The sequence below is a fragment of the Mesobacillus maritimus genome (assembly GCF_023715205.1).
In the GTDB taxonomy this organism is placed as follows: Bacteria; Bacillota; Bacilli; order Bacillales; family Cytobacillaceae; genus Mesobacillus_B; species Mesobacillus_B maritimus_C.
The window spans coordinates 269,202-282,553 of record NZ_JAMBNR010000005.1 but is presented as its reverse complement, the minus strand read 5'-3'; the positions used below and the strand labels follow the sequence as shown (position 1 = coordinate 282,553).

Annotated in this window: 13 protein-coding genes; 4 read left to right on the top strand and 9 right to left on the bottom strand. The window is 38.1% G+C overall.

Annotated elements, in window-relative coordinates:
• Positions 1-71 precede the first annotated feature (71 nt).
• The 4 genes from coaW to M3182_RS09580 form a co-directional block, all read right to left on the bottom strand.
• On the bottom strand, positions 72-872 hold the full coding sequence (gene coaW, locus M3182_RS09595) for a type II pantothenate kinase (protein WP_251432571.1): 801 nt from the start codon (positions 870-872) through the stop codon (positions 72-74).
• A 397-nt stretch (positions 873-1,269) separates the two neighbouring features.
• The gene (locus M3182_RS09590; RefSeq protein ID WP_251557858.1) at positions 1,270-4,407 is read right to left on the bottom strand and encodes an AAA family ATPase; all 3,138 of its coding nucleotides are present in this window, start codon (positions 4,405-4,407) and stop codon (positions 1,270-1,272) included.
• The gene (locus M3182_RS09585) at positions 4,404-5,549 is read right to left on the bottom strand and encodes an exonuclease SbcCD subunit D (protein ID WP_251432575.1); all 1,146 of its coding nucleotides are present in this window, start codon (positions 5,547-5,549) and stop codon (positions 4,404-4,406) included. Before M3182_RS09585 ends, M3182_RS09590 begins: the two co-directional genes overlap by 4 nt.
• 409 nt (positions 5,550-5,958) lie before the next feature.
• Complete coding sequence (locus tag M3182_RS09580) at positions 5,959-7,038, bottom strand: CotH kinase family protein (protein WP_251557856.1); 1,080 nt, start codon at positions 7,036-7,038, stop codon at positions 5,959-5,961.
• 203 nt (positions 7,039-7,241) lie between these two features.
• Here M3182_RS09580 and M3182_RS09575 point away from each other — a divergent pair, with 203 nt between their 5' ends.
• Entirely contained in the window at positions 7,242-7,826 is a 585-nt protein-coding gene (locus M3182_RS09575) for a CotG/ExsB N-terminal domain-containing protein (protein ID WP_251557854.1), read from the top strand.
• Positions 7,827-7,905: 79 nt separating this feature from the next.
• On the opposite strand, the gene M3182_RS09570 is transcribed toward M3182_RS09575, so the two are convergent.
• Positions 7,906-8,106: a cold-shock protein gene (locus M3182_RS09570; protein WP_251557853.1), complete on the bottom strand. Its 201-nt coding sequence runs from the start codon at positions 8,104-8,106 to the stop codon at positions 7,906-7,908.
• 289 nt (positions 8,107-8,395) lie between these two features.
• Positions 8,396-8,761, bottom strand: coding sequence for a hypothetical protein (locus M3182_RS09565; protein ID WP_251557851.1), 366 nt, complete (start codon positions 8,759-8,761; stop codon positions 8,396-8,398).
• Between the two features lie 211 nt (positions 8,762-8,972).
• Here M3182_RS09565 and M3182_RS09560 point away from each other — a divergent pair, with 211 nt between their 5' ends.
• Positions 8,973-9,605, top strand: coding sequence for a LysE family transporter (locus M3182_RS09560; RefSeq protein WP_251432587.1), 633 nt, complete (start codon positions 8,973-8,975; stop codon positions 9,603-9,605).
• 80 nt (positions 9,606-9,685) lie between these two features.
• Positions 9,686-10,003, top strand: coding sequence for a hypothetical protein (locus tag M3182_RS09555; RefSeq protein ID WP_251432590.1), 318 nt, complete (start codon positions 9,686-9,688; stop codon positions 10,001-10,003).
• A 96-nt stretch (positions 10,004-10,099) separates the two neighbouring features.
• Here M3182_RS09555 and M3182_RS09550 read toward each other — a convergent pair whose 3' ends face one another.
• Complete coding sequence (locus M3182_RS09550) at positions 10,100-10,717, bottom strand: LysE/ArgO family amino acid transporter (protein WP_251432592.1); 618 nt, start codon at positions 10,715-10,717, stop codon at positions 10,100-10,102.
• Between the two features lie 286 nt (positions 10,718-11,003).
• On the opposite strand from M3182_RS09550, the gene M3182_RS09545 reads away from it, so the two are divergent.
• Positions 11,004-11,798, top strand: a complete 795-nt coding sequence (locus tag M3182_RS09545; protein WP_251432594.1) for a TIGR00266 family protein — start codon at positions 11,004-11,006, stop codon at positions 11,796-11,798.
• Positions 11,799-11,861: 63 nt separating this feature from the next.
• On the opposite strand, the gene M3182_RS09540 is transcribed toward M3182_RS09545, so the two are convergent.
• On the bottom strand, positions 11,862-12,680 hold the full coding sequence (locus M3182_RS09540; RefSeq protein WP_251557849.1) for an ABC transporter ATP-binding protein: 819 nt from the start codon (positions 12,678-12,680) through the stop codon (positions 11,862-11,864).
• 120 nt (positions 12,681-12,800) lie between these two features.
• On the bottom strand, positions 12,801-13,331 hold the full coding sequence (locus M3182_RS09535) for a gamma carbonic anhydrase family protein (protein WP_251557847.1): 531 nt from the start codon (positions 13,329-13,331) through the stop codon (positions 12,801-12,803).
• Positions 13,332-13,352 lie beyond the last annotated feature (21 nt).

Here is a 13,352-nt window from a genome sequence, read left to right as displayed (position 1 = left end):
TAAACACCTACTTTTATCTCATCTCTACCTTTAATACTGTATCGTTAATGGGATGTTTGTTCAAGGAACGTTTATGACAATATCAAAGCACCAACTGCCCCGCTATATTCACCATTTAGCAAAAAGATAGGATTCAACCCGACCGACATCGTAAAACTTCTTAACCCTTCCTGAAAAAGAGAATTTTCAATTAAGGTGCTCCCAATAAACAAGATATCCGTCACTTGATGAATCTCTGCAGTTTGCATACTAAGCAAAATAATGGTTTCGGTCATCATATTTATTAGTGCTGCGATAGTATCGGCCACGGAAGAATTGGTTTGCTTAACCTTCGCGAAATTACTAGCTGTTAACTCACCCTCGATCGGTGGCAGATCTGGGTAATAGAGATCTTTAACCAATAAATCAATTTTTGCTCGTTTTCCTTCTTTCGCTAATGACACTAGTTGTGAATAATCATCTTTTCCAGCAAGTAAACTACCTAGTCCGAGAAACGTTCCGCCCCCTATCCCACTACCTAGAACTCGTTTATGATTGGAGTCCTCAATTAAATACCATGAAGTTCCAGTCCCAATGTTCACAAGTAATAATTTTTTCGGAACATTCATTCTCGTTTTTTTCATGAGAAAAACGGCGCCCTCACAAGCAGCGTCAAACTCAGGCACAACTTTTCCGTTTGGAAAGTAGTTTTTGCGCAAATATTCAGCCTTGCCTCCAGTTAACCTTACACTTCGATTTTGTACAATTAGGGCTAGCCACTCTGCGATCTCATCTACTTTTGAGATCGGATATTTTTTAAAATGGAAACAACCTTGTTCTTCAAAAGCAACTTTGATTAATGATCCCCCAGCATCAATACCGATGGTTTTCACTGATAACTGTCCCTCCTTGTAGGTGAAAATTGACCTCTTCTCTGCGCTACGAAGCAAATTTCCTTCTTTTGTTTAGGCTTTTATCTAAAAGATTGTTGCATTATCAAGGAAATATCGAGTGATTTAGCTATGATCCCATTCCAAAGTTCTTCCTAAGTAGTAACGCGGAGAAAGGCTAACTTCGCGGTAAAATCGGCTTTAGGATTTTACGACAACCCTTTATATAAGCCAACAACTCCCAATTCCTAGATACCAAACATCATTTCCTATTGTACCATTTACCGATGTTTGCCATATTAAATTAAGCTATTTTTTGCTCAAAGCAAAATAAAAAAGGCATAAAACAACGGTTTTATTCCCTCATCTAAATCATTATTGCACATACTTCTTTCCGTCATTAAACAGAGAAATGAAACTCGGTTTTGCTTCCAACTTGGGTTGCAATTACTTCTAATCTAGCATCGATACGTTCTTTCAATTCCGGGACATGGGAAATAATTCCTACTAGGCGTCCGCTACTTTGAATTTCAATCAGGGCCTCAATCGCTTGGTCTAAGGATTCTGGATCAAGGGTACCAAATCCCTCGTCTATGAACATTGTCTCTAATGAGACTCCCCCAGCATAGTTTTGGACAACATCTGCTAATCCAAGTGCTAATGACAGAGCCGCTTTAAAGCTTTCCCCACCGGAGAGTGTTTTAACATGCCGTTCCTGCCCCGTATACTGATCAAATACTAGCAATTCAAGACCACTTTGGACATTCCCTTTGGAACGGTCAGTCTTCCGGTGGAGACGGTAGCGACCACTTGTCATTTTGCCTAACCGAACGTTTGCTTCTGCTAAAATATCATCTAAAAATGCTGCCAATACAAAACGTTCAAACGTAATTCGATACGTATTTTGTCCTTTGGATATTTCATAAAGGTGCCCTATCAGATTGTAACGCTTTTCCAATGTTTTAATGCATTCATTGATTTTTTGAACAGAGTCTACTATTTGTTCATTTTCATGTTTTTTGAGATAGAGGTTTTGATAGTCTTCGCTCACTTTGCCAATCACTTGGTCAAGATCTGCTAGACTTTCTCGTAAAAGTTCCACATCAGGTCGCTGCACATCTTTTAATACCTCTGAAGTTTCTTCTAGGCGATCTGAAACAGAACGCAGTTCTTCACGGAATTGACGTGTTTCAGTCTCGAGGCGTTCGATGACATTTTCAGGTCGCTTCGCATTGTGATACTGCTGATAAATTTCAAATCCTTGCTTAATCATATTTGTTTTAAATATTTCGCGTTCCTCTGTCAATTTTTCCTTTGTTTCGTTCAGTCGTTTCTCGCCTTCTTCTAACCGAGTTTTTTCCTTATCTAGTACGTCTTTTGCTTCTTGATAACTTTTTTGTGCTGATTCTAGCTCAAGAATTAATTGCTCCTGCCGCTTTAAAGCCAACTTGTATTGTTGTTCAAATGCTTGCCATGAACGTAATTCTTCCGGAATGGTTTCGGTCATCCGCGACAAGTTAGTCTTTTTTTCTGTGTAAGCGATGGTTAATTGCTGAAGCTTATTTCCTAATAATTTTATGTTTTCTTGAACTTTCACCTTATTTTTCTCTAACTCTTCTAGCTCTTGCCTTACAAAGGCAAGACGATCTATTTTTTTTGATATTTGTTTTTGTTCAAGAATTAATTTCGCTTGTTCTGCTTCCAGATTAGAGATATAGTGTTGAACCTGATAAGGATCAAAATCTGGTATCTTTTGAGACAGTTCAAGTTGTAACTCTTTGCTATTTTGGATAATCGTATTTAATGCCATTTCTGATTCCAAAAATACTTTTTCCAGCTTTGCTTTTTCCTTTTCTACCTGTCCCACTTGTTCTCTTGCTGCATTTAAGTCTTGCTCCGTAGGTACAAATCCATTTTCGGCTATTGCTGGACTTGGGTGATGCTCAGAGCCACAAACAGGACATGCTTTCTCATCAGTTAATGTGCTTGCTATAATCGCAGCCTGGGAGTGGAGCCATGTTTGTTCGATTTCTTTAAGTAACTCTTTGGTATCTAAGAACCTAGCTTCTGCGTTTTCATATTCTTGTTTTCGTTGCTCGTACTTAAGGATTGCTTGATCTTTTTGCTTTTGCTGGTTTTCATATTTCAGAAGCTTGTCCAAATGGAACTCAAGCTTTTCTAATTTCCGTTCTCCTTCAATGAAGCTAAGTTGAGCCTGGTCGATGGTCTCTTTTTCCTTTTTTAAATTGTTTACCTTCAATTCGATATTCTGTCCCTCGGCTTCAAATTGTTCATTCTTCTTTTTTGTAGTCGAGAGAGTTTGAAGAATGGTTTCTGTTTCTAATTTTAAGCCTGCAAATGCTTTAACATCTTCTTTTATGTGGTCTAATTTATTTACTGCATCAACAGTTTGTTTTCGTTCATCTTCCCGAGCGTTTTGCTTGGTTAGTTCTCGTTCAGCCTGCTCTAATAGTTCTGAATGATGTTTGATTTTCTTAGTGCTTTCTTCGATAAAAACAGTAAGTTGGTCCACATCCTTTTTTAGACGATGGCATAAAGCTTCTTGGCTCTCAAGAAATGCCGCTTTTTTTGCAAGCTGTGCTTCCTTCTCTTTCTCTTCAAAGGTCGGTATTTGTCTTTCTAGTTTCTGTTTCTTCTCGTGAAGAGCTGCTAATGTATTTAATTGTTTCAAGATCGTTTCTGCTTCAAAAAGTTTTTGTTGCAGCAAATCACGTTCTTTTTGCTTTTCGGTTTGTGCTTCTTTAAGTGTCATTAACTTCTGTTGCATCACCACGATTTCATCCTGTATGAGAGGAATGAGAATGGCATCATGATCACTACCTGCATCCAAGTATTCCTTTAATGCTTCATTTTCAAAAGCATGAGCTCTTTTTAAGATCGCACTCCGTTCATCTGTCTGAGATTGAACGTGCTTCTTTAACTCTGTTGCCTCTTCTTTTAGTTTTTCTTCAATCTTTTTATACATCTCGGTATGGAACAGACGCTGGAGGATGACTTCTTTTTCCTTACTGTCTGATGTAAGCAGCTTCCTAAATTCTCCTTGGGGAATCATTAAGATTTGGCGGAATTGATTGCTATCTATTATCATAATTTCTTTAATTTTTTCATCCACATCACGAACATTGGCTGCTAATAATTTTATTGTCCCATCTTCTTCAAGTTGGTATAATTCTGCTTTGGCCCCAACAGTCGTATATCCGTCCCCACGCTCTTTCTTTTTTTCTTGTTGAGGTGAACGAGTAATACGATACGATTTTTGTCGCAATGAAAAATCAAGACTAACCTCGGTTAATAGCTCATCCTTGGCAAACTGACTGCGTAAATCTGGTCCGCTTCGATCTTCTCCACTTGCTTTCCCGTAAATGGCGTAGCTTATGCCGTCAAAAATCGTCGTTTTCCCTGAGCCCGTTTTTCCTGAGACAACAAACATCGTTCGGTTTTCTAATTTAGTGAAATCAATTACTTCTTTTCCTGCATATGGTCCAAAAGCTTGCAGTGTTAATTTTAAAGGTTTCATTTTTGTCCCTCCTCTTTCAGGACGTTGTTAATGATGCTTGCCATTGCCTCTCTCTTTTCAGTGCCAAACTCAGATGTTGTCATTTCTGTGTAAAATTGTTCAAAAAGATCAAGCTCTGACTTTTTCTCTTCACGTATACTAGAAAATTGACGCAACTTCTTCTGATCAACAGTTTCAATTTTACGCTCTAAATGAAGGACATTTGGATAAATCTGACGAAGTTTCCCAATCGGGTCGATAAGTGAACCCTCATCAAGCAAAGTTACCTTTAAGTAATCATCTTGTTTTTGTTTTTCGTAAAATTGCGGGTCGAGTAGTTCTTCTAAAAAGCCGCTCACTTCACGCATATCTTGTTTTGGGGTTAGTGAGCGTTCTCTATGTGTAAAACTGCCTTTTTCATCGATTTCAATAATGCTGATTGCTTTACGTTGAGTCGCCTCTGAAAATGAGTATTTCATTAAAGAACCTGAATATTTAATAGTATCGTGACGAATTGCATCTGGACTATGAAGATGTCCGAGAGCTGTATAGGAAAATGGTGCAAATAAGTCTGATGTCACACATCCAGATCCCCCAACCGACAAAGTTCGTTCTGATTCACAAGTTGAACCCCCAAGGACGAATGCATGTCCAACAAACACATTTGGTTCATTCGGATTGAGGTTCTCTTCAATTTTCCCAATTATCCTTTTCATTGCATCTTGATGGGAGTGAATGCTAGAGTCGTCAAATAGTTGCCGGACTTGTCCAGGTTCAGTGTATGGAACTAAATGGAAATTAACTCCATTTAATCGGACAGGCTGAAGACCAGTTGCTAATTTCCCGGTTAAGTAAAAATGACTGTGACGGTACCAAGAACTCCCAAATGAAAGCCGCTCTGCACTGTCATGGTTTCCGGCAATCGCTACGACTGGTGTGTTTAATTCAACGTTGATTTTAAATAAGATTTCATCTAATAGCTCAACCGCGTTTGTAGGGGGAACTGAACGATCATACAAGTCCCCGGCAATTACGACAGCATCAGGTTTTTCTTCAGCGACGACTTCTAAAAATTGATTAAGCAAGTATCGCTGTTCATCAGTCATGTAAATGCCATGAACCAACTTACCTAAATGCCAATCTGCAGTATGAATAAATTTCAAATCTTTCACCCCTCTAAAAAATCAATACATGGTTATTATTATAGCAGACAAGTATTCTAGTCGATGTCCACAAATTAAGGAAACCTCTCCCTAAACAAACACTTGTTCTTAATCTATTATATCAGAAAGTCCTTATTGCTTCTCAACTTTCCTTATTCTAGTGTGGCTTTTTCAGTAAAAAAGGGGTACCAAAGGTTCCGTGATACACAATCTTTGAATTAGGCTCTTTTCTCCAAGATTGTTGCTTTTTAAAGGAAATATAGAATGTTTTAGCTTTTCTATTATCCATTCTAAAGGTCGTTTCAAGGTGAGAAAAGAGCTTACAAACTAACTATTAACGCAGAGAAAGGCTTATTTCTCGTTAAAATCGGCTTTAAGATCTTAACAACAAACTCTACGGATACAGCCTTTAATCGAGTTTATATAATTGATTTTTAATAAACTTGCTTCTATTGGAAATAAAATTGTAAATGACATCTGGTTCTCGATCAAATTGAGCAAGTTCGCTTTTTTTATAAGGGTCCTTTTCAATAAAAGGTTTTATCCCGTTGGTTAACTTTTCGACTCTTGGTTGCAAGTGTTCGACAGTATACTGAAATTCTAGCAACCTACTAAGCAGTAATTGATACTGTTTACGAAACGAAGCAATATTTAATATTCTAGCCGTTAATGTGTTAAACCCTTCAATCGGAACATAGTCATGAGCTAGTAACTTCCCGTTTACATCCCTTCCCCAAGTTGCATCATAATCCCAAGGAATGATTTCAAACCGCCCCGTCTTTCGATTTCGATATAAAGCGTAGTTATGAACAAAGCCATCGTAGTTTTGAGTTAACACAACACCAGCTAACCAACGCAAATACTTATCAACATCGACAATTTTCACAATACCTTTCTCGAATTCTAGTGCTGTCATGGTATTTATTTTGAAGATCATTTCTTCTAGCATGCGATCATCCTGGTAGGTAGCAAATTTCTTTTGGTACCCTGATACTAGTGAATTTTTTACTCCTTTGGTTATACCACTTAATAACGAAAAGTTCCCATTGCCATTAATCGCATAATAAATACTACCAGAGGAAATTTTTCTTCTAGCTAAGAAGTGTTCGTCAACAGATTCAAGTTCTAAATAGACACCATGTGCCTCTCCATTTAAGATTAGGAACACATGCTGGGATTGCGGTGACAAACATCCAATATCTGAAAAAAAATCAAGCGATAGCTTATTTCGAATGAGTGAAGGATCTTTGTATTCTGCATTCAAGTGAACTTCTTTTGCTCCTTTATATACTGATGGGTGAACGAATTGAATATGATATGATTTTTTCACGAACTCTCTAATATGGGAGCCTCGGTACGCGATATCAATGTTAAACTTCCTCTTATTTATTGATAACTGCGCTGACACAGGTTCATCAATCCACACATCACGTTTCAGCTCGAAAAGATCCTCAGGCTTGATAGACAAACGATATACAGGGATTGTCATCATTCTCCCCCTTCCTTTTATTAAATCGTATGTAAAAGGGGTCCTGTCCTCTAGAACATTCGTCCATTTTCCAGAAAATTACGCACTAGCCTAATACGGATTGTGGATATGAGCAATAGTCTAGTAGTATAGATGGATGTCATAAATACGAGAAGTTTAGTTTCTAAGTATGCACATACACAAATTTAAAGGAGGTTTTGGTTTTGAACCGTCAATATTCCAAAGAGGATCTTAAAAAAGCTGTTGAAACCGCTGAAATGAGGGGACTTGACCATTTTTTAAAGCAAAATCCTCAAGATACTCATCGATCGGTAACTAGCTCCGAAGATATGAAAACAGACACTATTAGCAGTCATCAAACGGTAAGGAATCATTTTTTCGACAATCTCATGTTTGGACCTAGGAATTCCAAACGCAATGAAGAACCTTTAACAAGCTCGGCTCCTATCACTACGAATAAAAAGGATACAGGCCACTACACCCTTGATGTTGATACACATCTAAAAAGAGATGAAGAACTTATAACGTGTGATCCATGTCAGGAAGTTCGGGAAATTGTTGAAGGAATTAAAGCCGGTGAGTACAAACTTCGGAGCTTAGAAACATCCAAAGAAGTAGCCCATACTAGAAAATCATATGCAAAAAGAGGGAAGCTTCGTTTGCCTTCCCATTGGCACCCTGTTTCTAGATCACAAAGCAGCTTTTCTACTCAAAACGATGATGACCAGATGGTTTCTTGGGTGAACGGAAATATGCAAGCAGTGAGAATCCTTGTTCCAAACGAATAATGATAAGGATTATGAAAATAGGAAAGCCTAGCCAATGAAAATGGCTAGGCTGAATTTTTATTTTGATAGATAACGTGAATTATAATTTAACAACATTAGAAGCTTGAGGTCCACGAGCACCTTCAACTACTTCAAATGATACTTCCTGACCTTCATCTAAGGTTTTGAATCCTTCAGTTTGGATAGCAGAGTAATGAACGAAAACGTCATTTCCGTCTTCAGTTTCAATGAATCCGAAACCTTTTTCTGCGTTGAACCATTTAACTTTACCGTTTTTCATTAAAAAAAATCCTCCTAAATGTGGCTATGCATATAGCCGTTGTTGAAATTAGCCATTTACAACGTTTAGTATTACTATCATCACTCAACTTATTCAAAAGAACAAGCTAATTTGCATGTCTAATCGTTCAATTGGCTAATTAAAATTTACCACCTTATATAAAAAATGTCAATATGAAAACACTTACATTCCCATTTCCTCGATTGGTTTGAACAGATAAAATATCTCACGAATTAAACGAAAACAACCTGAAGGAAATATTTCCTTCAGGTTGTTTAGACACTAGTTGTTATCTTCTTTTACGACGCTTTTTACGATCGTCATCATCTTGTTCAGCAGCAACTAAATCGTTAATCAAGCAACGGCGAACCGCACGGCAAAAATCCTCGCTGTCAATAAAAGCGTTTTTAATTCTTACAGGTACTCTGAAGTTATCATCAAAAGTCCCTTGTACATCACCAGTTGAGCGCTTATGGCCTCTAGAAGTTCCTGCTACATCATCTGTTCTACGATTGCGGCGGCGTCCAGTAAATTCACCCGCTACATCTCCTGTTGTGCGTTTTTTACGACGGCCTGTATTTTCACCTGCCACATTTCCACGACTTCTTTTATTGCCTGTAAAAAGGCCAGCTACATCATCATTGTAGTAACCCATACCTTATTCCCTCCTTTCACTACTGTATCTTATGTAAGCTTTGTACAGGCTGTTAAGGCAAATACCTTATACTTCTGAAAAATGGACGCTAAAACGTGAAATTATTCCTTTATATTAATCCGACCTTTCATCCCAAGATTTTATGGACAAGTGTATTAAATATAAATGCTTATTCATAGGATTTAGAGACAAGTATTGGGAGTTGGTTTTGTTGAATATTAGTTTATTGGCTAGTTACATTGTACTAGGGATTACTTTAGCTGCACCTATAGGTCCTGTTAATTCTGCACGTTTGGATAAAGGGATTAAGAATGGATTTTGGCATGCGTGGATTGTCGGAACAGGGTCGATGATCGCCGATGGGATATTTATGGTGTTAATATATTTTGGACTCGTGAACTTTTTGGACATCCCGATTATTCAAATTTTCTTGTGGCTTTTTGGGGGCTTTGTTTTAATTTATTCTGGAGTTGAAAGTATAATAGGAGCAAATAAATTTTCCTTTGATCAGGATCGTAAAAAAGATTCTTTATTGAGATGTTTTTTTACTGGATTTATTATGTCGATTACTAGCCCTTTATCGATTTTGTTTTGGCTAGGGATTTACGGTTCGGTATTAGCGAAAACAGCGACCACATATGGAACTAGTCATTTACTTATCTATAGCAGCATGATTTTTCTTGGCTTGGCCATTTGGGATCTATTAGTCGCCGCATTAACCACTGGCTTGCGCCGGTATTTAAATTTTAAAAGCATTATTGTTATCTCAATTTTATCAGGTGTTTCCCTGATTGGTTTCGGCGTTTATTTTGGTTATCAAGGCGTAATTGCTCTTTTCTCCTAATTTAGATGGTATAATTTCTGTTTTATTAAACAACCTAATAAGAAGGTTTGGCTTAAATCAATTTAGGGGTGCTTATAAAAATGACTGTTTTGGTTTATCAAACATTTGAGATTAAGCAAGACAAGTTCAAGGAAGCGATTGATAATTTACGCGAACTCCAGAAGTTTAGATCCGAACACTTCGACCAAAAAGTAGAAATTCTTTCCCCTATTTCTGGACAAGATCATACATATGCTTTACTTACTTCTTATGAAGGATTAGCTGAAATGGAACTTCAGGATAAAAAAATGTTTGATGACGAAGAATATTTAAAGCTTATTGGGGAGTTTTTTCTAGAGAATGTTGTCCAGGGGAGTCTCCAAACACAGATTTATCGTACCATGAATGGAAAAGGGTAGTCCGTACGAGCCCATAAAACAACTAGAACCAATGAATATATGAAAAAGCAAAATAAGCCTCCTATCTTGGGGGCTTATTTTTGTTCTATTCAAGGTTTAATTCAGCTTAATTAATTCAAGAACAAGGTAGATCGCAACCGCCCAAATTATTATAGCGGATAATTTGTTGATTCGTACCTGAACCTTCCCTGCTGTATCCAACTGACCAACGATTCTTCCTGCTACAGCTAAACCAAAAAACCAGACCCATGAAACAATAATACAAGCGAGAGTAAAAACTACTTTGTCAAGCCCAGAATAAGTCAGAGAACTTGTTCCAATAACGCCGATCGTATCAAGAATCGCATGTGGATTTAATAATGAAACAGACAGAGCAAAAACAATTTGTTTTTTTGCAGAAACCCCTTCCCAACTTCCTGTTTGATCACTTGGTTTAGTAGACCATACTGTCCACCCTATGTAGAGCAAAAAGATTACTCCAATTGCTAATAAAAAGGTATGAAAAAAAGGAATCGAAAGTACAATAACCGAAACCCCCAAGACAGCAAGTAAAATCAGGAATGTATCACATAAAGACGCAGTTAGAATTACTGGAATCGACCTTTTAAACAAAGAATGTGATGCTCCCTGGTTGAAAACAAAGACATTTTGTGCTCCCAAAGGCAGAATGAGGCCAAAGGCTAGGACTATACCATGAACCATCGCAGTTATCATTTTTTCCTCCTATGTAGGAAGCTCAATTTTTAACTTCCAATGACATTTTACCTTCAAACCCAGAAACGCTCAATCCCTATATTTTCTGGAAAACAAGTGGTTAAAAGAAAGCTGTAGGATTAAAAGCAAATTCAAGTGAAATTTTGGGCATAATTTAAAGAAACTTAAAAAACATTTAGTTAAAAACAAAATTTTTAATAGGCCTCTTTTCTATAAAAAAATGAAACTTATTCCAATTTTATTCGTCTAATATTTAGCAATACATAAAACATTTGGGGATGATAAAATGAATAATCATGAAATTGATTACCAAATACATGGAGATGACATGCAATTCGTTCAAGTGGAACTGGATCCCGGTGAAACGGTTATCGCTGAAGCAGGTAGTCTGATGATGATGGATGACGGAATCAGAATGGAAACAGTGTTCGGTGATGGCTCAAACCAAGGTGGCGGCCTTATGGGAAAACTCATTGGAGCAGGGAAACGAGTTTTGACTGGAGAAAGTCTCTTTATGACGACGTTTACGAACGAACGTAGCGGAAAAAAACATGTTTCCTTTGCTTCCCCTTATCCAGGTAAAATCATCCCACTAGATTTAAGCGAACATGGAGGGAAAATTATCTGTCAAAAAGATGCCTTCTTAGCTGCTGCTAAAGGAGTATCCGTTGGGATTGCCTTCCAGCGAAAACTAGGAACAGGTTTTTTTGGAGGCGAAGGCTTTATTATGCAAAAGCTAGAGGGAGATGGCATGGCATTTGTCCATGCGGGTGGAACTCTTTATCAAAAAACACTTGAGCCTGGTGAAATTTTAAAAATTGATACTGGTTGTCTCGTCGCGATTACCCAAGACGTAGATTATGATATCGAAATGGTACGTGGTGTTAAGACCGCTTTATTCGGTGGTGAAGGGCTTTTCTTTGCGACGCTTAGAGGGCCGGGAACGGTTTGGGTACAATCACTGCCTTTTAGCCGATTGGCGAGTAGAGTATTCGCAGCTGCTCCTCATACAGGAGGAACTTCTAAGGGCGAAGGTGGTCTTGGAGGACTGTTTGACATTTTAGGCGGGGACCGCAACTAAGTGACACCCTGGTTAATAAAAAGCCTCCTAGATTGTAGGAAAACTACTAGGAGGCTTTTTGGTTTATCTTTTCTCTGCATACGATTTAATACGGATCCAAGGACGTTCGTTATCCCAAGTAAGCGAAACCGGCACCCGGAAAGTTTGCTCTAATTGAGTTTCCGTTAAGGTAGATGATTTATGACCACTTGCTACTACTTCTCCTTCCTTAATTAACAAGGCATGTGAAATCGATGGCACAATTTCTTCAATATGATGAGTAACATATAACAATGTTGGGCCCCCTGGTAAACTGACCATTTCTTCAATTGTCGATAACAACTCTTCTTTGGAATATATATCAAGTCCATTGCATGGCTCGTCAAGGATTAAGAGCTTAGGCGAAGACATCAAAGCCCGAGCAATCATTGCCCTCCGTCTTTCCCCTTGTGATAATGAAGAAATCAACTGGTCCGCTAAATGATGAATGCGAAAACGTTCTAATAGCTCAGACGCCTTTTTGACATCCTCTTCGGTTATATCTTCATACAACCCAATAGATGCAAATTTCCCACTTAAAACCACTTCTAGTGCAGTATCACTTGGTCTGGTTTGATATTGGTCATCTAAAGAAGAACTTACCCAGCCAATCGATTTTCGCAGTTCAGGTATGTTGGTTTTCCCAAACAAATTCCCCAATACAGAAACCTGTCCATTATTCGGCCATTGATAGCCTGTAATCATCTTTAGAATGGATGTTTTGCCTGAACCATTTAATCCTAATAACGCCCAATGTTCTCCTTTGTTTACATCCCATGTAACATTTTTTAAAATATGTTTCCCATTTCGTTGCCATACGATTCCTTCTAACGAAATCACATCGCCTCGATTGGCCTTATTCATCTGAATCCTCCTATTCTAAGAAAAGTATGTATATTCAGTATATTCTAAAACGGGGAAAAGCAAAAGAAAAAGATGATGGTCTCTTCACAGGCTTCCTGCATTGACCATCACCTTTTTCCGTTAACCGAGAGGTTTTGCGATAATCCCTGCTTCTCTAAAACGCTTACCATTTCTCTGATAATGAAAAGCTCCCTCTAGGACGCGCTGCTTTAAATCATCATGAATCGGCTTTAACGTTTTGGCAGGTACCCCTGCTGCTAACATTCCTTCCTCAATGACTTTGTTCTCACCGACCACCGCTCCTGCAGCAACCACTGCCCCGCTTTTAATATGAGCACCGTTTAAAATAACTGCTCCCATTCCAATTAATGCTCCGTCCTCGATCGTACAGCCATGTATGATGCAATTATGTCCAATCGTTACATTTTTTCCAATATGCACGGGGTACCCTTCATCCACATGGATTGTTGTTCCTTCTTGAACATTGCTGCCTTCCTCAATCGTAATGGAATCATTTTCGGCACGTAGGACCGCATTAAACCAAATAGAAACATCTTTTTTTAAAATAACATCCCCAATAAGATGAGTTCCCGGCGCTAAGTATACCGAATCATCTACAATTGGTTTTTTTCCTTCTAATTCATATAACATTTGCTTTCACTCCTACTATTT